The sequence below is a fragment of the Microbacterium sp. SL75 genome, from assembly GCF_026625865.1.
GTDB lineage: Bacteria > Actinomycetota > Actinomycetes > Actinomycetales > Microbacteriaceae > Microbacterium.
The window spans coordinates 1,352,349-1,376,559 of sequence record NZ_CP113067.1 but is presented as its reverse complement, the minus strand read 5'-3'; the positions used below and the strand labels follow the sequence as shown (position 1 = coordinate 1,376,559).

Below are 24,211 nucleotides of genomic sequence, written 5' to 3'. Positions count from 1 at the left end.
ATGACCCGGTGACCACCGAGCGCCACTCCCCCGACCTGCCCGGACGCGCCGTCATCGCGCAGCGCTGGAACCGCGCCGTCTTCGTGCACTGGCGCATCGATCCGGCCGAGGTCGTCCCGCTCCTGCCGCCGGGTACCCGCCCCGACGTGCACGACGGTTCCGCGTGGGTGGGTCTCGTGCCGTTCGTGCTGAGCGAGTTCCGGTTCCTCCCGCTGCCGCCGGTGCCGCTTCTCGGGACCTTCACCGAGATCAACGTCCGCACCTACGCCGTCGACGATCACGGCCGCCGCGGGGTCGTGTTCCGCACACTCGAGGCCGAGCACCTCGCTCCCGTCCTCGCCGCGCGCGCCCTGTTCGGCCTGCCGTACCGCTGGGCCCGGACGGGGGTGCGCACCGAGGACTCGCGCATCGAGTTCCGGTCTCGGCGCCACGGGGCACGGCATCCGGCGACCCGGGTGCGGGCGACCCTCGGCACGGACACGGTCGACACCCCCTTGTCGCGTTTCCTCACCGCCCGCTGGGGCTTCCACGAGCGACACCTCGGCCGCACGATCTGGGCCGCGAACGCGCACGAACCCTGGCCGCTCGTCAGCGCCGAGCTCGACGTGCTCGACGACGACCTCGTCGCCGATTCCGGCTTTCCCCAGCTCGCTGGACGCACGCCCGATTCGGTGCTGGCGATGCCCGCCGACCACCCCGGCTTCATCACGCGTTTCACGAGGGCTCACGCGATCGGGTGAACCCGCGGCCAACGGGCCCCTCCGACGAAGCCCCCACGACGACGCCCCCTTCACCTCGAGGGCGAAGGGGGCGTCGTGGAGCGAGAGGTCAGTCGCGCTGCGTCGAGAACGCCGAGGGGTTCTTCTCGAGCCAGGCGTCCACGGCCTCGGCCTCGCGGCCCTCGCCGTACTCGTTGACCACGAGGTCTTCGAGCGAGCCGTACTGCTCGTCGTCGAGCTGGATGCCCTTGATCAACTCAGCGGCATCCGGGTACTTCTCTTCGAAGCCCGAGGTGCCGAGGAAGTGGAGGGCCTCGGGTGCGCCCATGAGGCCCTGCGGGTCTTCGAGGTCCTTGACGTCGTAGGCGTCGTTGGCCCAGAACGGACGCCACAGCGTCACGGCGATGTCCTTCTTCGCCGCGATCGCGTTGTCGAGCTCGGTGAGCATCGCCGCGGTCGAGGAGGTCACCAGCTCGAACTCGCCGTCGAGACCGTAGCCGGGAAGCATGGTCTCCTGCGTTTGGGTGGTGAGGCCGGCGCCCGGTTCGATGCCGTAGATGCGGCCGTCGAAGCGCACGGCGTTGCCCTTGAGCTGGTCGATCGAGTCGATGTCGACGTAGCTCGGCACCGCGATCGTGAGCTTGGCGTTGTCGTAGTACGCGCCGAGGTCCTCGATCTTGTCGCCATAGCGGTCCATGTACGACTTGTGCGTGAGCTCGGGCCAGGCCGACGGGTAGATGTCGACGTCGCCCTGGGCGAGACCGGTGTAGAGCGGGCCCGCCTCGGTGAGGGTCTGCATCTCGACCTTGTAGCCGAGCTTGCCGAGCTGGTCTTCCAGCAGGTACGCCGTGCTGAGACCGTCGGTCCACGAGGGCAGGAAGCCGAGCGTGATCGTGCCCTTCTCTCCGCCGTCGCCCGAGCCGCCTTCGGCCATGTTCCCGCTGGCGCAGCCGCCGAGCAGCAGGGCGCCCGCGGCGCCGAGGGCGAGAGCAGAGGTGAGGTGTCGCTTGTTCATTGCTGTGTTCTCTTCCGTTTCGTATGTGATTCCGTGGGTGCTTCCCCGGGTGAGGGGTCGTTCGCTGTCGCCGAGAGCTCGCCTGTGCGACGGAAATCGACCCCTCGCGCCGGAGAACGAGGGAGGGATGCCGGGACTCAGCGCCCCGACGACACCGGCGCGCGACGCGGCGAGGCCTTCTCGCGCTCGGCCTCGCTCGCGGCATCCGCGGAGGTGGTGTCGACGTGCGACGCCGCAGTGGCTCCGGCGGTGACGGCCGCGGCGGAACGCGCGGCCCGGCGCCGAGCCAGCACGCCCAGCAGCGAACCGCGGTTGTCGGCCCGGTTGCCGAGGGCCGCGGTGAGCCGGTCGAGGTACACGGCGAGGACGACGACGCTCAGGCCCGCCTCGACGCCCTTGGGCAGGTTGACCGTCGAGATCGACTGCACGACCTCTTTACCCAGGCCGTCGGCCCCGACGATGCCGGCCACGACCGCCATCGACAGCGCGAGCATGATGACCTGGTTGACGCCCGCCATGATCGTGGGCATCGCGAGCGGGAGCTGGATGCCGCGGAGGATCTGCCCGGGGGTGGCTCCGAACGCGTGTCCCGCCTCGACGGTCTCGGAGTCGACCCCGCGGATGCCGAGCTCGGTCAGACGCACCCCCGGGGGCAGAGCGAAGATGACGGTGGAGACCACGCCGGGTACGACACCGATGCTGAAGAACGTGATCGCCGGGATCAGGTAGACGAAGGCGGGCATCGTCTGCATGAAGTCGAGGATCGGCTTGAGCACCGCGCGGACGGTGGCGTTGCGTGCCGACCAGATCCCCAACGGCACCGAGATCGCCACGGCCACGATGGTGGCCACGAGAACGAGCGCCAGCGTCTGCATCGCCGTGACCCACTGGCCCATCGCGAGGATCAGGGCGAAGCCGATCACGGTCCCGAGAGCGAGCTTCCACGAGCGCAGGAGCCACGCGAGAGCCGCCGCGACGATGATGACCACGACGATGGGAGCGGCGAGCAGCACGTCGCTGAGCCCGCCGACGAGGAAGCGCACGATGAGGGCGACGACGTCGAACAGGCCCGAGAGGTTGTCGCGGACCCAGTCCACACCGGCATCCACCCATGAGCCGACCGGAATGCGGAAACCATCCATCAGCGCACCTCCTCGGTCTCGGATGCCGTGACCCCGGCATCGACGGGGGTCCCGTCGAGCGCCGCGTCGATCTCGGCGGAGGGAAGGGGCTGGGGCAGCACGGTGATCTCCTCGGTGGCGGTGGGACCGGGGCCGAGAGCGGCGAGCAGCGTCACGCGCGGGATGACTCCCGCGAGGCGACCGTCGGCGTCGAGGACGGCCAGGGGAAGGGGCGATTCGACCGACGGCACGAACAGGTTCATCAGCACGTCGTCGACGCCAACGCTCTGCGGCAGCGGCTTGAGCTTGCCGAGCAGCGAGTTCTCGCCGGCACGCACGAGCTTGATGGCATCCCGGTCGGTGATGATGCCGAGCGGCTTGCGATCGCGATCGGTGACGTAGACGGCAGACATGTAGGCGTCGCGCATCTGCCGAAGCGCCGTGCGAGGGCCCGCGGAGGCATCGACACGGGGGCGCGGGCGCTCCATGACGTTGCCGGCGGTGAGCACGCGAGCGCGGTCGACGTCCTGCACGAACTGCTCGACGTAGTCGTTCGCCGGGTCGGTGAGGATGTCCTCGGGCGTGCCGATCTGGACGATGCGCCCGTCGCGCATGACGGCGATGCGGTCACCGAGGAACATCGCCTCGTTGAGGTCATGGGTGATGAAGACGATGGTCTTCTTCAGCGTCCGCTGCAGCTCGAGCAGCTGCTCCTGCATCTCGCGGCGGATGAGGGGATCCAAGGCGCTGAACGCCTCGTCCATCAGCAGGATGTCGGTGTCGGCGGCGAGAGCGCGGGCGATGCCGACGCGCTGCTGCATCCCGCCGGACAGAGCGGAGGGCAGCTTGTCGCCCCAGCCCTCGAGGCCGACGAGCGCGAGGATCTCGTTCGCCTTCGCGAGGCGCTCGGCCTTGCCCACGCCCCGGAGCTCGAGGGGGTACGCGACATTCGCCGCGACCGTCCGGTGCGGCAGGAGCGCGAAGTGCTGGAAGACCATCGCGAGGCGGTCGCGTCGAAGCGAACGCAGGCGCGAGGCGCCGACGCCGGTGAGGGCGTCGCCCTTCACCTCGACGGTGCCGGCGGTGGCCTCGTGCAGGCCGTTCAGCATGCGGATGATCGTGGACTTGCCGGAGCCGGAGAGACCCATGATGACGAAGATCTCGCCGGGGAGCACCTCGAAGCTGGCGTCGATGACGGCGGCGGTCCCGTCATCGGCCACATCTTCGCGACGGGCGCCGGAGCGGAGCTTGTCGACGGCGGCCTGAGGGGCGCGTCCGAAGACCTTGAAGAGGTTCTTGGCGGCGAGAGCGGGCGCCGCGGCGGCAGGCGGATGGGTCACTGTGTGCACCTCAGCGGCCTCGGGTGGCCGCAGCGGTCACGCCCGGGTGGCAGCCGTCGGCGCTCTCCGGGGGGTGGAGCACGTCAGCGTCGGATATCGGATCCGACGCTCAGGCCGCCGACCGTACGCTCGCCGAGCCGACTCCCCCGAGTCGTCACCGGCGACCGCGGACTGGTCTGGTGGGCGGTCCGAAATCGGACCTCCACCAACGTTTCACGGTGATGGAATCCCTGGCAAATCGCCCGTGAGCTTGCGGTCTCGGTTGCCCTGTGGCACGCGTGCGCGTGTGGGGGAGACGCTGATGGCACCCACGACGGCCGACGCCGCGATGCGGGCCCGGGCGTGTCGCCGACCCCCTGCGCGCCTCCGCGGCGAGGGAGGACGCGTCAGTCGGCGTCCGGCTGCGCCGCGGCCGACCGGTGGTGACGGATGACCTCGGCCACGACGAAGTTGAACCACTTCTCCGCGAACGCGGGATCGAGGTCGGCCTGCTCGGCCAACTGCATGAGCCGCGCGATCTGCTGCTCTTCGCGAGAGGGGTCGGATGCCGGCATCCCGTGCTTCGCCTTGAGCACGCCGACCTGCTTGGTGCAGCGGAAACGCTCCGCGAGCAGGAAGATCAGGGCGGCGTCGATGTTGTCGATGCTGCCGCGGAGCCCCTGCAGAATCGTCGAAGGATCGGCCTCGGTCATGTGTCCTCCTCAATCGCTCCGACCCTACCGGTCGGCGCCCACCCCCGAGGACGACTCTCAGGGAGTCCTACAGTGTGAGGATGAGCCGATCCACTCGCCCTGACCCCACCGCCGAAGGCGCAGACGCCGGGGCCACCACGTCGCGCGACAAGCCGGTCTGGTCAGCCCTCTCGCGCCCCTACGCGGCCGGGTTCTTCCTCACCCTCGGCGGGCTGACGGCGATCCTTCTCGCGCTCGCGCTGTCGAACCTGTCGACCGTGCTCATCTACATCGCGATCGCGCTGTTCGTGGCTCTGGCCCTCGACCCGCTCGTGCGTCTCCTCGTGCGCCGCGGCCTCTCGCGCGCGTGGTCGATCGTGATCGTGTTCGGCGGGCTCGCGGTGATCCTCGCCGGTGCCCTGTGGTTGCTCATCCCCCCGGTGGTGCGGCAGGTCGAGCAGTTCGTCGGCGACATTCCCACCTTCGTGAACGACCTCATCGACAGCGACGCCGTTCGCTGGGTCGAGAGCAACTTCGGCGACAGCCTGGGCGACGTCCTCAAAGAGGTGCAGGGCTTCGTCACGAACCCCGCCAACATCGCCGCGATCGGCGGCGGCCTGCTCCAGGTGGGTATCAGCATCGGCACGTTCATCTCGGGGGCGATCATCGTCCTGGTGCTGAGCCTGTACTTCTTGGCATCGCTGCCGAGGATGAAGAACGCGCTCGTGCGCCTCACTCCCGCCCGCAGCCGCGAGACGGTCGCCGATATGACGGGTCAGATCACCGACTCCGTCGGTGGCTACCTCGCCGGGATGGTCGTGCTGGCCCTGTGCAACGCGGTCTTCGCCTTCATCGTCCTGACGATCCTCGGGCAGCCCTTCGCCGCGTTGCTCGCGGCGCTCGCCTTCGGCATCACGCTCATTCCGCTCGTCGGCTCGGTGCTGTTCTGGGCGACGGCGACGGTCTTCACGCTCATCGTCAGTCCGACCTCCGGACTCATCTTCGCCATCGTCTATCTGGTGTACATGCAGATCGAGGCATATCTCCTCACGCCCCGCGTGATGAACCGAACGATCTCGATCCCGGGAGCCCTCGTCGTGATCGGCGCCCTCGTCGGTGGCACGCTGCTCGGCTTGCTCGGAGCGCTCGTGGCGATCCCCGTGACCGCCTCGGTCCTGCTGATCGTCAAGCAGATCGTCATCCCGCGACAGGATGCCAAGAAGTAGAGCGGCGCGGCGCCGCCGCCACGCAGAAACGCTCTCCGCGCGCAGAAACACGCCGCCCTCGCGTTTCCGAGCGCTGATCGGGTTGATGCGTGTCGGTGGCGCGAAACCCGGTGCGCCCCGGATGCCGGGCCCTGCCGCACAGCGGGGGCACTCCCCCACGCAGAAACGCCGTCCGCGCGCAGAAACACGCCGTCCTCGCGTTTCCGAGCGCGGATCGCGTTTATGCGTGCTCGACGCGCGTGATGGGCAGCGCCGCTGGACCCTCGCCGCGCCCCGGATGCCGAGCCGTGCCGCCCAGCGGTACCCCCCCCCCACGCAGAAACGCTCTCCGCGCGCAGAAACACGCCGTCCTCGCGTTTCCGGGCGCTGATCGCGTTTATGCGTGCTCGACGCGCGTGATGGGCAGCGCCGGCGGCCCCTCGCCGCGCCCCGGATGCCGGACCGTGCCGCCCAGCGGCGCCGCTCCACCACGCAGAAACGCTCGCCGCGCGCAGAAACACGCCGTGCTCGCGTTTCCGGGCGCGGATCGCGTTTATGCGTGCTCGACGCGCGTGATGGGACCGCCGCCGGACCCTCGCCGCGTGACGCCCCACGCAGAGACGCCGCGCTCGTGAACGCCGAACCCCCGCGCAGACGGGCGCGGAGCGCATTCGCGCGCGGCCCGCACGCACCCGCTCAGCGCATCGGCAGCAGGCGCGTCGGCGACGGCGACGGGGTGCGGTGGCGAACCCGGCCCGGGATGCCGGTGCGGGTGTCGAGCGGCAGCGACACGATCTCGTGCGCCAGCTGGCCCGCCACGAGCAGGGTGTCGTCGACGACCACGTGATGTCGGGGCCAGTGCGTCCCCGTCTCGGCGAGGGCGAGCAGCTGCAGTTCCTCACCGTGGCCGCGGACCGACAGCACACCCACTGTGTCGCTGCCGCGGACCCCGGCGTAGATCGTGGCCCCGTCACGGCTGGCCGAGAGCTCGGCGGCCGTGTCGGTGTCGAGGGTGCCGAGAAGGGGCTGACCCGAGAGCACGTGCCAGCGCCCGGCGCGGTCGGCCCCCAGGACGAAGACCTCGCAGCTGAGCTCGGTCACGACGTACAGATGACCCGAAGGATGCCAGAGCCCGTGCCGCGGGCCGCTGCCCTTCGGGAGGACGACCTCTTGCACGAGACGCAGGCCGTCGTCGACCTGACGCCAGAACCGCACGAGGTCGAATCCCATGTCGGTCGTCGCGATGAGACCTCCGGGAAGGAACACCGCCTGGTGGGCTCGCGAGACGCGTGCCCCGGCGGCAGCCTCTTCGGACTCCGCGTCGGTGAGGGGAACGTCGTCGTAGTCCGGGACGAGGTGGGAGTACTCGTCGCCCGCGGCCTCTCGGAGCGCGCGAGCGGCCGCCGCGAGGTCGGGGACGACGGCACCCGACACCCGGGCACCGGTGGAGATGCTGCCCTGCTCGGACGAAGAGCCGTGGGGATCGGCAGCTTCGGCGCAGATCACCGGGCCCGACGGTCGGCCCTGTGCGTCCAGCGCCATGCGGACGATGCGTCCGTCGCCCCAGCAGCTCGCGATCAAGAACGACGCGTCGGGCGAGACTGCGACGTGGCAGACCGCACCGCCGGCCTCGACGGGCGGGCCGAGGGGCGCCAACCGCGTATCGCTCGTACGGCGGAATGCCTGGACAGTACCGTCGAACTCGACGGCGGCGTACACGATGTCGTCGTTGGAGGGGTGGGCGGCCACCCACGACGGCGACCCGGGTACCTCGGCCGCGGTCGCGACCATGCCGAGGGGGCCACCGGCACCGAGCGCGTCGCGCTCCCCCGCCTGCAGGATGCCGATGCCCTCCGCCGACCCGGTGTCGGGGGCGTAGGCGCCGACCCAGAAACGCATCAGTCGATCAGGTCGTGACGCACGATCACCTGGTCGCGGGCCGGGCCCACGCCGATGACGGAGATGCGCGTGCCGCTCATCTTCTCGAGCGCCAGCACGTAGTCCTGCGCGTTCTGCGGCAGGTCGTCGAACGTGCGGGCGGTGGAGATGTCTTCACTCCAACCGGGGTAGTACTCGAGGATCGGCTTCGCGTGGTGGAAGTCGGTCTGGTTCACCGGCAGGTCGTCGAACCGCTCGCCGTCGACGTCATAGGCGACGCACACCGGGATCTGCTCGAGACCGCCGAGGATGTCGAGCTTGGTCAGCACGAGGTCGGTGATGCCGTTGATGCGCGTCGCGTACCGCGTGATGGGGGCGTCGTACCAGCCGACCCGGCGCGGGCGACCCGTGGTCGTGCCGAACTCGAAGCCCCGTGAGCGCAGCCAGTCGCCGCTCTCGTCGAACAGCTCGGTCGGGAACGGACCCGAGCCGACGCGGGTCGTGTAGGCCTTGACGATGCCGACGATCCGGTCGAGCCTGTTGGGGCCCACTCCGGAACCCGTCGATGCCCCGCCGGCCGTCGCCGACGACGAGGTGACGAAGGGGTAGGTGCCGTGGTCGACGTCGAGCATGGTCGCCTGCCCGCCCTCGAAGACGACGACGTCGCCCGCTTCGAGCGCGTCGTTGAGAAGCAGTGACGTGTCGGCGACCATGGGACGCACGCGCTCGGCGTACGCCAACAGGTCTTCGACGATCTCGTCGGCCGTGATCGAACGACGGTTGAAGATCTTCACCAGCAGGTGGTTCTTCTGGTCGAGTGCCCCTTCGACCTTCTGCCGCAGGATGTTCTCGTCGAAGAGATCCTGCACGCGGATGCCGACGCGGTTGATCTTGTCGGCGTAGGCCGGGCCGATGCCGCGCCCGGTGGTGCCGATCATGCGCTTTCCGAGGAAGCGCTCGGTGACCTTGTCGAGCGTGCGGTGGTACTGCGTGATGATGTGCGCGTTGGCGCTGATCTTGAGGCGGCTCGTGTCGAGGCCACGGGCGTTGAGGGCCTCGAGCTCGTTGAAGAGCACCTCGAGGTCGACCACGACGCCGTTGCCGATCACGGGGGTGACCCCGGGAGACAGGATGCCGCTGGGCAGCAGGTGCAGCGCGTACTTCTCGTCGCCGATGACGACGGTGTGCCCGGCGTTGTTTCCGCCGTTGAACTTCACCACCCAGTCGGTGCGCTCACCGAGCAAGTCGGTGGCCTTGCCCTTGCCTTCGTCGCCCCACTGGACGCCGACGATCACGATTCCGGGCATGTGCGCTCCTCGCGTCTGATTCCGGCGGTACACCCCATCCTATCGAGCGGGTCCGACACGGCCCTTCGGTAACGAACCGGTAAAACAGGTGCGCCCCCCTCCCGAGAAGACGTCATACGTATTACGCTGCAACGGAGTGCCCGCAAAGCCGCGGGCGCCCCCCACTCGAAGAGGAGAACCCGTGCCGCGTCATACGACACGCATGCTGGCCGCGATGGCCGTCACCAGCGCCCTCGTCGCCACCGGACTGGCCGTCGCGACGACCGCCACCGCCGCGACGACCGAGACGATCTACGTCTCACCGTCGGGCAGCGACACCGCCTCCGGCACCAGTGCCGGATCGGCGTTCCAGACACTCGCCCGCGCCCAAGAGGCCGTGCGCGCGGCGAACTCCTCGTCCGACGTGACCGTCGTCGTCGGCGACGGCACCTACGTGTTGAGCGAGACCCTGGACTTCCGCACGGCCGACGGCGGTCGCAACGGCCACTCGGTGACGTGGAAGGCCGCCGATGGCGCGAAGCCCGTGATCTCCGGCGGCAAGAGCGTCACCGGATGGTCGGATGCCAACGGTGACGGCATCTGGGAGGCGCCTCTCGACAGCGCCATCGACTTCCGCCAGCTCTACGTGGACGGCGGGCAGGCGCTGCGCTCACGTATGTGGGTGGACTACGGCAAGTTCTCGTTCAGCCGCTCCGGCTTCACGGTCGATGCGAACTACGCCTCGAACAACATCGCAACGGCCTGGAACGCGCTGAAGGCGCTCCCGGCCTCGCAGCAGAAGCGGGTCGAGCTGCGCAGCCGCGCCTCGTTCACCGACCGCTTCGCGCCCTTCGACGCCATCTCGAACAACGTCGTGACGATGCGCCAGCCGTCGTGGGACAACCAGACGTGGGGCTGGGACACGATCAACAAGCCCCTGCACACCCCCGCGTTCTCGCTCCGCAACGCGCTCGCGTTCGTCGACGAGGATAACGAGTGGTTCTACGACACGGATGCCGAGAAGCTGTACTACAAGCCGGCCTCGGGGCAGAACCCCAACGCGAAGTCGATCGTCGCCCCGCAGCTCGAGAAGCTCGTCACCATCAGCGGCGACTCCGCCGACGCCCCGATCACCAATCTCGCTTTCCAGGGCCTGTCGTTCCAGTACTCCAGCGACACGGCGGCGAACAGCGACGACGGCTACGCCAGCCAGCAGAACGGTTCCGTCCTGAAGGGGTACCTCTACGCCCTCACCGACCCGACCACGCAGGATCTGCCGACGTCGGACCAGCGCACGTTCGACCCGTCGCAAGACCAGGCGCCGTTGGTGCGGCTGATCGAGAAGGGATCCGACGACACGTACCGTTACCTCGATGACGCGAGCGCCGTCGCAGCGGCCGATCTGCCCCGCCTGATCCGCCTGCGGGACTACCCCACCATGCCGCTGAACAACACGCAGCTGGCGCAGTGGAACGCGGCCCACCCGAACGCCCCGAAGCAGGCGTGCGCGCAGGGCGCCTACTCGATCGACTGCCTGACCTTCGAGTCGAACCGCTACATGTTCCGGCAGACCCCGGCGAGCATCCAGGTGTCCGCCGCCAAGGACGTCTCGTTCACGCTGAACGAGTTCGCCCACCTGGGCAGCAAGGGACTCGGCATCGGCATGAACGACGAGGCGCATGCGTCGGGCGTCGGACTCGGGGCACAGCACGTGTCGGTCGTCGGCAACACCTTCTTCGACACGGCGGGATCGGCGATCGTCGCCGGTGGAACGAACGCCGAGGCGGCACGACCGAGCGGCGATTCTCGCGCGAACCGCAACCTCACGATCACGAACAACCGCGTGAAGAAGATGGGTCAGGACTACTTCGAGTCCTCGGCGGTCCTCGCGACCTGGTGGGACGGGGCGGAGATCTCGCACAACGAGCTCAGCGACGGCCCGTACGACGTCATCGACACCGGGTGGGGCTGGGGTGTGCCGGATGCCGGCGGAAACGCGGTCTACCAGGGACGGGGCGCGTACATCTTCAACACGCGCTTCGCTGAAGACAACCCGACGTTCAGCCGCAACATCCACGTCGCCAAGAACGTGATGTGGGACTTCAAGAAAGAAGGCAACGACGGCGGCGTGCTTTACCACCTGGGCGCGGCGCCCGGCAGCAGCTGGGACAGCAACTACCTGCGCGGCGGCGACGGTACCAAGCTCTACTTCGACGAGGGCACCCGCTACTTGACCGCGAAGAACAACGCCCTCGACGGCACCTACTACCAGGCGTTCGCGAACGGCTTCAACGAGAACCAGGGCACCCCGGCGGACAACGTGGGAAACTCCACGCGCGACAACACCATCGACGGAACGTGGTGGCTGGGCGGCGGTGTCAACGCCGGCCCCTGGTGCGCCGACTCGGCCAAGTGCGACGAGCGTGGCCGTTACTACAACAACCGCATCACCAACCAGTCGCAGCTGGGCATCAACGAGTACCCTCTCGCTGCCCAGAAGGTCATCGCCGAGGCCGGGATCTCGGCGCAGTACCGTAAGGCGGGTGACTGGGTCGGGCAGTCGCGCGGTCTCGACCTTTCGATCGGCCGAGACGCCTCGGGCGCTCAGGTGCTCACCGCCACGGTGGCCAACCTCGGGTCCACTCTGCTCAGCGACATCGCACTGCAGATCAGCGCCTCCGACAAGGTGACGCTCACCCCCCTTACGACCGCGCCGACGACGCTCCCACCCGGACAGACGGCGACGGCCACGTGGCGCATCACCGTTAGCGACTCCGTCACGAGCGGAAGCGTCTCGGCGAATGCCGCGATGACGCGCGACGAGATCGGCGGCACCAGTCGGGAAACCGTCTCGAAGTCGCTCTCGGTCGTTCTCGGCGGTGCCGTGTCCGGGGATCTCCTGACCGCCGCACCGTCGCTGTACGCCGAGAACCAGGCCGTCCAGTCCGGCGGCAGCTTCGCGCTCCAGAACAAGGGCCGCGACATCGGAGAAGGCGGCGACGAATACACGTCCATCTACAAGAAAGACATCCTCGGCACCACGGGATCGGTGTCGGTGAAGTTCGACGGAGGCAACACGGGCTGGTATCGAGCGGGGCTGTCGGTCCGCAACGACCTGTCGCGCATGGCCGACCGCAGCGTCGCCGAGAAGTCTCTCGGTTACGCGCACCTCGCGATCGAGCCCAACTACGTCGCCCTGCGGTACGACGCCGACGGCGACGGCGTCATCGACTCGCAGGCCAACGCCGTCGCCACCACCGCACGACCGTTGTGGGTCAAGCTCACACGCGACAGCAACACGGTCACGGCGTCATATTCGACCGACGGAACCACGTTCTCGACGGTGGGACAGGCTCCCCTCACCGGGGCCGACGCCACCCTCGACGCGGGCGTGGTGCAGTCCAGTGCCGGTCGCAGCGGGAACTCCGGCGAGCTCGGAACCTCGACGGCGCGCTACAGCGAACTCCGGTTCAACGGGGAGTCGGTGTCACCCGATTCGGCGGAAGCGCAGCAGCAGATCCTGGATCGCAAGACGGCGCTGCGAAACGCCGAGACCACCATCGATTCGATGAGCGCGATGGGCAACGGCGCACAGGAGTCGGCCAGGAACCTGCAGCAGGTGCGCTCCAACAGCGGCACGTGGAAGGGACTGGGCTACCGCGACGCGGACAAGTCCGCTGGCTCGTTCTTCCAGTACGAGATGAACGTCGACCCGACGGCACCGAAGAACTACCTGGGCGTGAAGTACAACGGCGGCGACGCCGGACGCTCCTTCGACGTGCTGCTTAACGGCGTGAAGCTGAAGACCGAGACGATCAGCAGCGAGCACGGTGACACGTTCTTCACCGAGTGGGACGAGATCCCGGCATCCATCATGGAGAGCATCGCGGCGAGCGACAGCTACAAGAAGGACAGCTCGGGCGCCTACGTCCTCGATGCCGACGGGCAGAAGATCCCGGTGGTGACGGTGCGGTTCGCGAGCAACGGATCGGGAATGTTCGTCGGCGGCGTGTACGGCCTGACGACGGCCCGCGCGCTCACCTTCGACACGGAATCGCGGCTGACGAACCTGTCGTTCGCGGAAGGCACCCTCACTCCCGCGTTCTCGCGGGGCACCACCGCGTATACGCTGGACGTCCCCTCCGACACCACCCAGGTAACGTTCGACGCCGATCCGGCCGTGCCCAGCGGTCTGGTGAAAGTCGGGGACATCCTGATCGACGACACGAAGCCGCGCACGGTGACGCTCAACGCATCGGGCGACACTCAGGTGGCGGTGAACTCCTTCGCGCAGGATCACACGACGTCGACCTCGTACGTGGTCACCGTCAAGAAGGCCGTGGCCCCCAGCCCGACGCCGGAACCGACCCAGACGCCGACGCCGACCACCACTGCCGTGCCGACGTCGACGCCGACGGTCGCGCCGACCGGGGGTACCGGCGGTGGTGCCACCTCGGCACCGGGCGGCCCGTCCACCAGCGGACAGCGGACGGCCTCGGCATCAACGTCGTCGGTCGAGCGAGGCGGCACGGTCACGGTGACCGTTCGCGGCCTTGCGTCCGGTGAGCAGGTGACGGCCGTGCTGCGCAGCGACCCCATCACGATCACGGGCATCCCCGCGGCGGATGCCACGGGCCGGGTGTCGTTCCCCGTCGTCATTCCCGAGAACCTCGCCGTCGGTGGGCACACGATCACCGTGACGGGAGCCGATGGGACGACCGTCGCCGTTCTCCCGGTGCAGGTTTACGCGAAGGGCACGCTCGCGGCCACCGGGGCGCAGGCCCCCCTCGGTGCGGCGCTCCTCGCCTTCTCCCTGCTGATCGCAGGGGCGGGAGTCTGGGCGCTGCGGCGTCCGCGCCGTCGAGCCTGACGGTGATCACGATGATGGCAGGGCGCCCCAGCGGGTCGTCCTGCCATCATCGTCTGCCGCCTTCTGACAAGGCATCATACGTAGTACTATTGAGTCCTATCCTGTTCGGCCCCGCGGCCACTCTCAGAAGGACCCCGATGACGTGGCCTCTCGACCCCCTCTCTCGGGCACGACGTGCTCGATCTCTCCCCTGGAGAGGTCGGCGCTCCGCCGATCCGCAACTACCCGTCGCTCGGGTGCGCTGGATCTGAACCCTCCCATCCCGACACACCAAGGAGAAGCCATGCGCGCAGCCGCATACACCGGAGACGGAGTCGTCTCGGTCACCGAGGTCACCCCGGTCGAACCGCGCCCCGATGAGGTCGTCATCGATGTCGCCTTCGTGGGGGTGTGCGGTACCGACCTGCACATCATCCACGGGTCGATGGACGCACGAGTGTCGCGCCCGTTGGTCTTCGGGCACGAGATGAGCGGGACCATCCGCCAGCTCGGCTCCGCGGTCACGGGATGGTCCGTCGGAGACAAGGTCACCGTCATGCCCCTCGACTGGGACGGCACGTGTCCCGCGTGCCGCAACGGCAACCAGCACATCTGCCAGAACCTCGATTTCATCGGCATCGACTCCCCCGGCGCCCTGCAGCAGACGTGGACCGTGCCGGCATCCACTCTCGTGCCCCTCCCCGCGAGCCTGTCTCTGCGCACCGCGGCCCTCATCGAACCCGTGGCCGTGGCCGTGCACGACGTGCGCCGCTCCGAACTGCGCGCCGGCGACCGCGCCGTCATCATCGGCGGCGGCCCCATCGGCGTGCTCATCGCCTCCGTTGCCCGTCAGGCCGGCGCCGAGGTGGCGGTGCTCGAACTCGATCCCGCTCGTCGTGAACTCATCGAGCGTCTCGGCTTCGTCACCGTCGACCCGAGTGCGCTCGACGCCACCGCCTGGGTGGAAGAGTGGACCGGCGGCGCCGGCGCAGACGTGGTCTTCGAGGTGTCGGGCGCTGCGGCCGCGGTGCGTTCCGCGACGGGCCTCGCGCGGGTACGCGGCACGATCGTCATCGTCGCCATTCACCCCACCCCGCGCGAGATCGACCTGCAGCGCGTCTTCTGGCGCGAGCTCCGCCTCCTCGGCGCCCGCGTGTACCAGCGCATCGACTTCGAACGGGCCATCGAGCTTCTCGACTCGGATGCCATCGATGTCGAGGCCGTGATCACCTCGGTGTACCCGCTGCCCGACGTGACCTCGGCCCTTGCCGAGCTGAAGAGCGGTAAAGCGCTGAAGGTCCTCATCGACGTGCAGGCCGACGCATGAGCGCCTCCCCCTTCGACCTGACCGGACGCACCGCGGTCGTCACCGGAGCCTCCCGCGGGATCGGTCTCGGCATGGCCGAGGCTCTGGCCGCGGCCGGCGCCGACGTCATCGCCGTGGCATCCTCGCCCCTGCCGGAAGGAAGCGCTGTCGAGCGCGCGGTGACCGCGCACGGACGTCGCTTCGTCGGACGCCATGCCGACTTCGCCGACCTCGACGCCGTCGCTGCCCTCGGCGACGAGCTCGCCGGCCTCGACGTCGACATCCTGGTGAACAACGCCGGCACGATCGAGCGTGCCCCCGCGGTCGAGCACCCGCTCGAGTCGTGGAAGCGCGTGATCGATGTCGACCTCACGAGCCACTTCGTGCTCACGCAGAAGGTGGCGGCGCCCATGCTCGCGCGCCGCGACGGCCGTGTCATCTTCACCGCTAGCCTGCTGAGCTTCCAGGGCGGCATCACCGTTCCGGGCTACGCCGCCGCGAAGTCCGGAATCGCCGGCCTCACCCGAGCCCTGAGCAACGAGTGGATCGGTCAGGGGGTGACGGTCAATGCGATCGCCCCGGGCTACATCGCCACCGACAACACGCAGGCGCTGCAGGACGATCCGGATCGCTCGCGCAGCATCCTGGAGCGGATCCCGGCCGGCCGGTGGGGGCGCGCCGAAGACCTGGGCGGTGCCACGGTATTCCTCGCCTCGGCCGCCGCCGCCTACGTCTCCGGCATCATCCTTCCGGTCGACGGCGGGTGGCTCGCCCGATGACGCTCACGCTCGACGGGGTGGGCATCGTCCCGGTGCTCACCGCCCCCACCGTTTCGGCCGCGGTCGCGGCGGGTCGCGCTCTCGCGCGCGGCGGCATCACGTGCGTCGAGATGACCCTGCGCACGGCCGCCGGGCTCGAGGCCATCGCGGCGTTGTCACGCGAGACCGACCTGCTGGTGGGAGCCGGAACCGTGCTATCACGGAGCCAGGTCGAGGCGGTCGCAGCCGCCGGGGCGCGCTTCGTGGTGAGCCCCGGGTTCGACCAGGACGTGGTGGATGCCACCCGCGCCGCCGGCATGGCGTCGCTGCCGGGGGTGGCGACGGCGACGGAGATCCAGCGGGCCGTTGCCGCCGGCATCGACACGCTGAAGTTCTTCCCGGCCGACCGGCTCGGCGGTCTCGCCACCATCCGCGCCCTGGCCGCTCCGTTCACGGGCGTCCGGTTCGTACCGAGCGGCGGCGTGGGCGACGGCAACGCCGCGGAGTACCTCGCCCATCCGGCCATCGCGGCGGTCAGCGGCTCGTGGATCGTTCCGAACGACGCGGTGGCGGCAGAAGACGTGGACCGCATCGAGAGCCTGACGGCCGCCGCGGTCGCCGCCCTCGTGGCATCCGGTCTTCCGGCCCCCCGACGGATCGCCTGAAGCGTCAGAGGCCGTAGACGCGCGCCGCCGTTCCCCCGAGGACAGCGGCGCGTTCTGCGTCATCGAGGGATGCCAGCGCCTCGTTGACCGCGTCCCAGGCTCGCGCGTAGCCGCCGGCGAGCAGCACGACCGGCCAATCGCCGCCGTAGAGGAGGCGGTCGGGCCCGAAGAGCTCCAGGGCGTCGTGGATGAACGGCGCGACCTGCTCCGGCGTCCAGGAGTCGAGGGGACCGACCGCGGACGACAGCCCCGACACCTTCGCGGTGCTACGGGGATCGGCTGCGATGTCGGCGAGCACGGCACGCCATTCCCGCCGGGCCTGCGTGGTGCCGCCGACGGGGGGTTTGCCGAGGTGGTCGACGACGACCCGTAGCCCCGAGGTCGCCTCCATCAGGACGACCACGTCGGCGAGTTCGTCGTGCGTCGAGGTGACGACGTCCAGTGGCATACCCACAGCCGCGACGGCGGCGACATTCGCCCGCTGGTGCTCGCCGAGGATCCAGCCTCGCACGCCTTTGACGTGCATGAGGTTGCGCAGGCCAACCACGACGGGCTCCGATCGCAGTTGGTCGAACTGCGCCCCGAAGGCGGCGGGCTCGGCGCCGAGATCGGCCCAGGCGACGACGCCGCGCACACGGGCATGGCGGCGCGCCTCCTCGAGCATGTTCTGCGTATCGACCGCGGTGTCGGCCGCCTGCACGAGGACGACGGCGTCGATCCCCCGCGCATCGAGCGTGGGGGTGAGGTCGTCGAGGGTCATCGTGCGATGGAGCTGGGGCACCGACGCGTCGGGCCAGTCGTAGCCGCCGCGCGCCAGGTCCCACACGTGCACATGGGAGTCGATGATCATCATGCGCTCTCGTGGTCGGCGGCGGCGAGCGAGGCGGCACGCTCGTCGAGACGCTCCCACAGCTCTGCGGGGATCTCGACCTGGGCGCGCTCGACGCCGCTCGTGACGTGCTGGACAGTTCGCGCCCCGAGCACGACCGAGCGAACCGCCGGGTGCCGCAGAGCGAACTGCACGGCGGCGTCGGGGAGTGTCACGCCGTACTCGCGGCAGAGGGCGGCCATGTCGCGGGCGCCCTCGATGAGCGCCTCCGGCGCCTGCGAGTAGTCGAAGCGCGCGTCGGTGGGCACATCGGGCGAGCTGAGGAGCCCTGAGTTGTACACGCCCGCGGCGACGATGGCGACATCGTGCTCCACCGCCAGGGGCAGCAGCTCGCGCTCGGCTGTGCGGTCGAGGAGCGTGTAGCGGCCGGCGAGCATCACGACGTCGATGTCGCACTCACGGATGAACGCGGCGGGCATCTCGGCCTGGTTCATCCCCACGCCGATCGCGCCGAGCACGCCTTCCTCGCGCAGCTCGCGCAGCGCCTCGATGCCCGTCGTGGATGCGGCATCCCAATGCTCGTCAGGATCGTGCAGGTACGCGATGTCGATCCGGTCGACGCCGAGACGTTCCAGACTCTCGTGGATCGACCGTCGCACGCCGTCGCGGCTGAAATCCCAGACCCGCTTGGTGGTCGCCGGCACGATGAAGCCGTCGTCGTCGAGCTGTCCCTCGCCCTCGGGGTTGTCCACGAGCAGACGACCGGCTTTCGTCGACAGCACGTATTCGTCGCGCGGACGTCCGCGCAGCGCAGCGCCCATCCGGCGCTCCGAGAGGCCCAGTCCGTAGTGCGGAGCGGTGTCGAAGTACCGGATGCCGCGCTCCCACGCCGCATCCACCGCGGCGGCGCTCTCTTCGTCGGTGGTCTCTCGGAACAGGTTGCCGAACTGGGCACCGCCGACGCCGAGAGTCGTGAGGGGCAGGCCGATCAGGCGCGATGCGGTCATGGGAACTCCTTCGTTGAGAAAATCATACGTAGTATGTCTGGCATGGCAAAGGTGCAGAGAGTCGGGTCGGTCATCGGACTCCGTGAGTCCGCGGTCGAGGAGTACGAGCGGTATCATCGGGAGGTGTGGCCCGAGGTCCTCGCCGCGATCTCGGGGGCCGGCATCCGGAACTACTCGATCTATCGCTTCGGGACGCTGTTGTTCTCGTACTGGGAGTACGAGGGCGATGACTACGAAGGCGACCTCGCGGCCATCGACCGCGTTCCCGAGTGCGTTCGGTGGAACGATCTCATGGCGACGCTGCAGGTTCCCGTCGACGGCGCCCAGCCTCGGTCGTGGCTTCCCCTCCCCGAGGTGTTCCACCTCGACTGAGCGGCGGCGGCGTCAGGGGTGGAGGTGGTGGTCGCCGTCGGGGAGTCGGCGGCGGCGCCAGGACCCGAGGATGTGCTCCTCCATGGCGACACGCGCCGCGACGGGGTCGCCGGCATCCATCGCGTCGAACACCCGCTCGTGCTCGGCGAGGGTCAACTCGATGGCGTCGGCCGGGTTGTTGCCCTCCCAGCGCAGGGACTGACGCGGACGGACGAAGAACGAGCGTGCGATCGTGCCCGCGATGCGGTTGCGACTCGCCGCCATCGTCGACAAGTGGAAGAGCATGTCCGACTCGAGGAAGGCGGCATTGTCGCTCTGCCTGCCGCGCATGTCTTCGAGGTGGCCGCGGATGACGAGCAACGACTCGGGGCTCGCGCTCTTGGCGACCTCGCTCGCCATCATCCCCTCGAGAGCGGCACGGACGACGCTGACCTCATCGAGCACACCCAGAGACTCGTCATGACGAACCAGGGCATCGAAGACGTCCGGATCGAGGACGTTCCAGTCGTTGAAGTGACGCACCTGGGTTCCCCGACCCTGAGCGACGACCACGAGACCCTTTTCTTGGATTCGTTTGATGCACTCCCGAATGACTGTCCGGCTGACGCCGAACTCCTCGCACAGGGCCTGCTCCGGAGGGAGGAACTCTCCCACCCCGACCACGCCCGTCACGATCATCTCGACCATCTCATCGAGGACGCGCACGCCGATCCGGTCGATCTGACCCCGCTTCGGGTTCGCAAGGTGCGCGTCGAAGGGGGCGGAAGGCATGGTCAGCACTCTACTCCGGCCCTGCCCCCCGGGGCGGGAGGCGCACACCCAACTCCAGTCCCGCCCGGCTGTCTCGAACGTGCGGGCCGCTTTCGCCACCCCAGACGTAGGGTGCGGACCCGTCGAGCACGGAAGCGTCGAGGCTGACGCCACCGCCTGGCTCGTCGCCGAGCACGAGACCGCCGTCGGCGATCTCGTAGTCCAGTCGCACACCCGTAGGAACCCGTAGCGAGGTGACCTCGGTCAGAAGATGGTTGGGTAGGGCCGTCGCCGCGTTCGCGACGGCGGGGTTCGAGGTCATGCCGATGGGGCTGACCGGCAGATCCCGGGCATGGGCGGCGACCGCCACCCGCAGAGCGTGGGTGATCCCCCACACCGCCGACGACTGGACGATGTCCACCGCCTGCGCGTCGAACAGGTTGCGATACTGCTCGAGTCCGGTGAGGTTCTCGCCGGTCGCGACCGCGGGAGCGATGCTGTCACGCAACCGGCGCAAGCCCTGGGCGTCCCAGCGCCGCAGCGGCTCCTCGATCCAGGCGAGCTCGACCGACTCTTGTAGACGCTGGATGTACCGCACGGCCTGCGGAAGGTTCCACGACTCGTTGGCGTCGAGCATGACCAGTGGCTCGTCGGTCGCACGGCCGAGGAGGTCGCGCACGAGCGCCAGGCGCTCGGCATCGTGGCTCACATCGCGGCCACCCTTCAGCTTCGCCGCCGTGAAACCACGGTCGCTCATCTCGGAGTAGTACTCAGTGAGTCCGTCGCTATCGAGCGCGATGTCCAGGCCCGACGCGTACCCGGGCACGTGGCGACTACGCCCGCCGAGAAGACGCCAAAGCGGTTGACCCGCCTCTTTCGCCTTGATGTCCCAGAACGCGGAGTCCAGAGCACCGATTCCGCCGAATACGGCACCGCCGTGCCCATTTTTGAACATGCGGGCGATCATGCGGTCGTACAGCGATGCCGTCGCGCGGGGATCCTCCCCCTCCACGGCTTCGAAGAGTTGAGGGATGCCATCGTGCATCCCGCAACCGATGCCCTCGATGCCCTCGTCGGTCTCGACGACGACGAGGGGAAGCGCCGTCAGACCCGACGTGATGAATCCGTTGACGTCGCCGACAGGTCGACCCCAGTCGAGGGTGGTGTTGATCAGTCGGTAGCCGGTGATCTTCATGGCTGGGCCTCTTTCATCCCGGGTGACGGGGTCATTCCTTCGTTCCCCCCGCGGTCATGCCCTCGACGAGGAAGCTCTGGGAGAAGAGGAAGACGATGAGGATGGGCGCGACCGAGACAAGAGTTGCCAGGGCCATGACAGGCAGATCGAGCGTGACGGACGCGGCCGAGGTGGGGTTGAACAACGGCACGTTGGACAGCAGCTCCGCAAGTCCCACTTGGATGGGAGCCTTGCGTCCCGGCTCCATGACGAAGGGAAGGAAGTAGTTGTTCCAGTTGCCGACGAGGTTGAAGAAGCCCACGAGCGCGATCACCGGCGTCGCAAGGGGAAGCGCGACCGAGCGGAACACCCGCAGCTCTGTCGCTCCGTCGATGCGTGCGGCGTTCAAGAGATCCTGCGAGACGCTGGTCGTGAAGTAGATGTAGGTCAGGTACACGCCGAACGGGAAGAACGAGAACGGCAGGATCACCGCCCACGGGGTGCCGACGAGCTTGAGAGCGCTCATCTCGAGGAACACCGGCAGCACCAGGGCCGTGGTGGGGATGAGCATCACCACGAGGGTCACGATGAGCAGCAGCCCGCGTCCGCGGAACCTCGTCATCGCCAGGGCGTAGCCCGCCGGGATCGTCACGAGTAGCGTGAGCACGAGGGCGACGCCGGAGTAAAGGGCCGCGTTCGCGGTCCACTGCCAGATGACGCCGTTCTGGAACTCCGACAGACGCGCCCAGTTGTCGGCGATGGTGGCGAAGGAGCCGAAGCTGAACGGCGGCTGACCGGTCAGCTCCGTGGCGGACTTCGTCGGCGCCAACAGCAGCCACACGATCGGCAGGCCGAACACCAGGACGAAGAACAGGATGATGACGGTGACCAGGGCGCGGCCGAGGAACCGGGCCGGGGTCAGCGCGCGCTTAGTCGCGTTCAAAGAGTCCTCCTCGGAAGACGAAGAAGGCGGCCAAGCCCGCAGCGACGACGAGCAGCAGCAGCGAGATCGCGGCCGAACCGTTGAAGTCGTTCTGACGGAACGCGTAAAGATAAGCCACCTGATTGAGCGAATAGTCCAGGCCGACGACGCCCTTGCTGGCCTGCGAGAGCACCCGCGGCTCGACGAAGAGCTGCGTACCTGCCGCGAGGGACATGACGGCCATGTAAGAGATCCACTTGCGCAGCAGGGGGATCTGAATGTGCCAGGCCGTGGCGAGCGGGCCCGCCCCGTCGATGCGGGCAGCCTCCATCACCTCGACGCTGATGTTGTTGAGGGCGCCGTACATGATGACGATCCAGCCACCCGCACCGGCCCAGAAGGCGATGATGGTGAAGACGACCGGGAGGTTACCCTCGTTGCCGACGACGTCGACGAAGGTGTTGAACCCCATCGCACGCAACAGGCCGCTGACGGGGCTGACGGTCGGGTCGAGCATGAACAGCCAGAGCAGCACGCTCGAGGCGCCGGCGAGGGCGCCAGGGATGTAGAAGATGAAGCGCGCGGCCGACGACAGCCAGCGCACGCGGATCGCGTGCACGATGACGGCGAGGATCACGACGATGATGACGAGGCTCGTGAGCCAAATCGCGACGAAGACGGCGACGTGGCCCACCGCCGGCAGGAAACGGTAGTCGGTGACCACTCGCTGGAAGTTCTCGAACCAAACGAAGGCGCCGTCGCGGGTGAACGCCAGGAAGGCGGCGTAGAGCGTCGGGAAGACGCCGAAGGCCAGGAGCAGGAGGACGTAGCCGCTGATCATCACATAGGCGAACGTCGACTGAGCTCGGCGGAGGGAGAGCATGATCACTCCATTCGGGGAGAGGGGCTGGCCGCAGCTGCTTCGCCGCTGCGGCCAGCCCGGGTGGGGGGGTCGGACGGACGTTACTTGCCGACCGTGTAGCCCTGCACCTGCGCCTGGTTGTCCATCTCGGTCTTCCACGCGTCTTCCACGCTGGCGACCGTCTTGCCTGCGGTGATGGCGGGGAGGACGACCTTCGAGTACGCGGCCTCGATGCTGAAGCTCGGGTAGCCCCAGCCCTGCCACACCGACTTGGCGGCGGCCGAGATGCTGCCGGTGAAGTCACCGGTGTAGAAGTTGCTCGCGGCCTGCTTCTTCAGCCACGCATCCGCAGCCGACTGGTAGGCGGGCAGTCCGGAGGCGAGCTCGACCGCCGAGTCGGAGCTCGTGACGAACTCGAGGAACTGCTTCACCGCGTCGAGGTTCTTCGAGTGGCTCGAGGCGTACCAGACACCGCCGCCGACGTTCCCGGTGACCGCATCGCCATCGGACCACGTCAGAGGCGCGCCCACGCCGATCGTGCCAGCGGTGTAGTTGAGGCCCTCGGGGTTCTCGAACAGCGCACCCGCGTACCACGCCGGCCCGGGGATGCCGAGCATCTTGTCCTTGTACTTCGACACGAAGTCGGTCCCGAAGACACTGTCGGTGACGAGCGTGCCGTTGGCCAGCATGTGGTCGATCAGGTCCGTGACCTTCTTCGAGTCCGCGGCGGAGAAGTCCGACGTGAAGGTGTCACCCTCGACCTGGAAGATCGGGGCCTCACCACCCCAGTAGTAGACGTACGGCGCCTGGAACGAGTCGCCGACGGAGCCGAGGATGTACCCGGGGTGCTCGGCGGCGAGCTTGTCGCTGAGCGACTTGTAGTCTTCCCACGTCTTCGGCACGGTGTAGCCGAACTGGTCGAACAGCGTCTGGTTGTACCAGAACACAGCGGGTGCGAGGTCATTGCGGAGACCGTAGACGGTGTCATCGACGGTCATCGGGGTGAGGGCGCCGTCGGTGAAACCGTCGAGGAAGGATTGGTCGAAGTAGCCTTTGTTCAGCGGCGCGGCGAATGCCTGCACGCCGTTGTTCTCCTTGGACGCCCACGCGGTGTCGTTCTGCTGCGTCGAGAACACGACGTCGGGCCAGCCCTCGCCGGACTGGTCGAAGAGGGCGACCTTCTGCTGGAAGGACCCGGAGCCGCTGGCTCCACCGTCGTATGTCTCGATGTTGAGCTTGACGTCGGGGTTGGCCTGCTCGAACGCCTTCGCGAGGGGCTCTCGCGACGAGTCGACCCATACGGTGATGGCGCTGGAGGCGTCCTGCTCGGCGGCGGTGAAGCCGTACTGGTTGTTGGTGTCGCCTCCACCGGTCGTGCCGGGGCTGCACGCGCTCAGCGCGAGAGCCGAGACGACCGCCAGTCCACCGGCGAGGGCGATACGGCGACGAGCGCCGGAAATTTGCTGCGGCATTGCGAAACTC

The 24,211-nt window shown here is 68.5% G+C and carries 20 protein-coding genes; 7 read left to right on the top strand and 13 right to left on the bottom strand.

The window, feature by feature from the left end; translation table 11 throughout:
* Positions 1-8 precede the first annotated feature (8 nt).
* Positions 9-740, top strand: a complete 732-nt coding sequence (locus OVA17_RS06340) for a YqjF family protein (RefSeq protein WP_267788929.1) — start codon at positions 9-11, stop codon at positions 738-740.
* Between the two features lie 88 nt (positions 741-828).
* Here OVA17_RS06340 and OVA17_RS06335 read toward each other — a convergent pair whose 3' ends face one another.
* The 4 genes from OVA17_RS06335 to OVA17_RS06320 all read right to left on the bottom strand — a co-directional run bounded on the left by OVA17_RS06335 (position 829) and on the right by OVA17_RS06320 (position 4,887).
* Entirely contained in the window at positions 829-1,734 is a 906-nt protein-coding gene (locus OVA17_RS06335) for a glycine betaine ABC transporter substrate-binding protein (protein WP_267788927.1), read from the bottom strand.
* A 137-nt stretch (positions 1,735-1,871) separates the two neighbouring features.
* Positions 1,872-2,876, bottom strand: coding sequence for an ABC transporter permease (locus OVA17_RS06330; RefSeq protein WP_210075688.1), 1,005 nt, complete (start codon positions 2,874-2,876; stop codon positions 1,872-1,874).
* Complete coding sequence (locus OVA17_RS06325) at positions 2,876-4,195, bottom strand: quaternary amine ABC transporter ATP-binding protein (protein ID WP_267788926.1); 1,320 nt, start codon at positions 4,193-4,195, stop codon at positions 2,876-2,878. Before OVA17_RS06325 ends, OVA17_RS06330 begins: the two co-directional genes overlap by 1 nt.
* 386 nt (positions 4,196-4,581) lie before the next feature.
* Positions 4,582-4,887, bottom strand: a complete 306-nt coding sequence (locus OVA17_RS06320; RefSeq protein ID WP_210075684.1) for a chorismate mutase — start codon at positions 4,885-4,887, stop codon at positions 4,582-4,584.
* 80 nt (positions 4,888-4,967) lie between these two features.
* Here OVA17_RS06320 and OVA17_RS06315 point away from each other — a divergent pair, with 80 nt between their 5' ends.
* On the top strand, positions 4,968-6,092 hold the full coding sequence (locus tag OVA17_RS06315; protein ID WP_267788924.1) for an AI-2E family transporter: 1,125 nt from the start codon (positions 4,968-4,970) through the stop codon (positions 6,090-6,092).
* A gap of 675 nt (positions 6,093-6,767) precedes the next feature.
* Here the strand turns inward: OVA17_RS06315 and OVA17_RS06310 are convergent.
* Complete coding sequence (locus OVA17_RS06310) at positions 6,768-7,970, bottom strand: lactonase family protein (protein ID WP_267788922.1); 1,203 nt, start codon at positions 7,968-7,970, stop codon at positions 6,768-6,770.
* Positions 7,970-9,256 (bottom strand): adenylosuccinate synthase, encoded by a 1,287-nt coding sequence (locus OVA17_RS06305; RefSeq protein ID WP_267788921.1) that lies wholly within the window; start codon positions 9,254-9,256, stop codon positions 7,970-7,972. Before OVA17_RS06305 ends, OVA17_RS06310 begins: the two co-directional genes overlap by 1 nt.
* A gap of 181 nt (positions 9,257-9,437) precedes the next feature.
* On the opposite strand from OVA17_RS06305, the gene OVA17_RS06300 reads away from it, so the two are divergent.
* The 4 genes from OVA17_RS06300 to OVA17_RS06285 all read left to right on the top strand — a co-directional run bounded on the left by OVA17_RS06300 (position 9,438) and on the right by OVA17_RS06285 (position 16,813).
* Entirely contained in the window at positions 9,438-14,105 is a 4,668-nt protein-coding gene (locus tag OVA17_RS06300; RefSeq protein ID WP_267788919.1) for a DUF6805 domain-containing protein, read from the top strand.
* 283 nt (positions 14,106-14,388) lie between these two features.
* On the top strand, positions 14,389-15,411 hold the full coding sequence (locus OVA17_RS06295; protein ID WP_267788918.1) for a zinc-dependent alcohol dehydrogenase: 1,023 nt from the start codon (positions 14,389-14,391) through the stop codon (positions 15,409-15,411).
* Complete coding sequence (locus tag OVA17_RS06290) at positions 15,408-16,169, top strand: SDR family oxidoreductase (RefSeq protein WP_267788917.1); 762 nt, start codon at positions 15,408-15,410, stop codon at positions 16,167-16,169. The genes OVA17_RS06295 and OVA17_RS06290 overlap by 4 nt, the downstream gene beginning before the upstream one ends.
* Positions 16,166-16,813, top strand: a complete 648-nt coding sequence (locus OVA17_RS06285) for a bifunctional 4-hydroxy-2-oxoglutarate aldolase/2-dehydro-3-deoxy-phosphogluconate aldolase (RefSeq protein ID WP_267788915.1) — start codon at positions 16,166-16,168, stop codon at positions 16,811-16,813. The genes OVA17_RS06290 and OVA17_RS06285 overlap by 4 nt, the downstream gene beginning before the upstream one ends.
* A 4-nt stretch (positions 16,814-16,817) precedes the next feature.
* Here the strand turns inward: OVA17_RS06285 and OVA17_RS06280 are convergent, their stop codons facing one another.
* Positions 16,818-17,666 (bottom strand): amidohydrolase family protein, encoded by an 849-nt coding sequence (locus OVA17_RS06280; protein WP_267788913.1) that lies wholly within the window; start codon positions 17,664-17,666, stop codon positions 16,818-16,820.
* A complete protein-coding gene (locus OVA17_RS06275; protein WP_267788911.1) occupies positions 17,663-18,649 on the bottom strand; it encodes an aldo/keto reductase in 987 nt (328 codons plus the stop codon). The genes OVA17_RS06280 and OVA17_RS06275 overlap by 4 nt, the downstream gene beginning before the upstream one ends.
* A 42-nt stretch (positions 18,650-18,691) precedes the next feature.
* On the opposite strand from OVA17_RS06275, the gene OVA17_RS06270 reads away from it, so the two are divergent.
* Positions 18,692-19,021, top strand: coding sequence for an L-rhamnose mutarotase (locus OVA17_RS06270; protein ID WP_267788910.1), 330 nt, complete (start codon positions 18,692-18,694; stop codon positions 19,019-19,021).
* 12 nt (positions 19,022-19,033) lie between these two features.
* Here OVA17_RS06270 and OVA17_RS06265 read toward each other — a convergent pair whose 3' ends face one another.
* The 5 genes from OVA17_RS06265 to OVA17_RS06245 form a co-directional block, all read right to left on the bottom strand.
* Entirely contained in the window at positions 19,034-19,792 is a 759-nt protein-coding gene (locus tag OVA17_RS06265) for a FadR/GntR family transcriptional regulator (protein ID WP_267788909.1), read from the bottom strand.
* A gap of 10 nt (positions 19,793-19,802) precedes the next feature.
* Positions 19,803-20,966: a mandelate racemase/muconate lactonizing enzyme family protein gene (locus OVA17_RS06260; RefSeq protein ID WP_267788908.1), complete on the bottom strand. Its 1,164-nt coding sequence runs from the start codon at positions 20,964-20,966 to the stop codon at positions 19,803-19,805.
* Positions 20,967-20,997: 31 nt separating this feature from the next.
* A complete protein-coding gene (locus OVA17_RS06255) occupies positions 20,998-21,888 on the bottom strand; it encodes a carbohydrate ABC transporter permease (protein WP_267788907.1) in 891 nt (296 codons plus the stop codon).
* Positions 21,875-22,750, bottom strand: coding sequence for a carbohydrate ABC transporter permease (locus OVA17_RS06250; RefSeq protein ID WP_267788905.1), 876 nt, complete (start codon positions 22,748-22,750; stop codon positions 21,875-21,877). The genes OVA17_RS06255 and OVA17_RS06250 overlap by 14 nt, the downstream gene beginning before the upstream one ends.
* 80 nt (positions 22,751-22,830) lie before the next feature.
* Positions 22,831-24,201, bottom strand: a complete 1,371-nt coding sequence (locus tag OVA17_RS06245) for an ABC transporter substrate-binding protein (RefSeq protein ID WP_267788904.1) — start codon at positions 24,199-24,201, stop codon at positions 22,831-22,833.
* Positions 24,202-24,211: the final 10 nt, after the last annotated feature.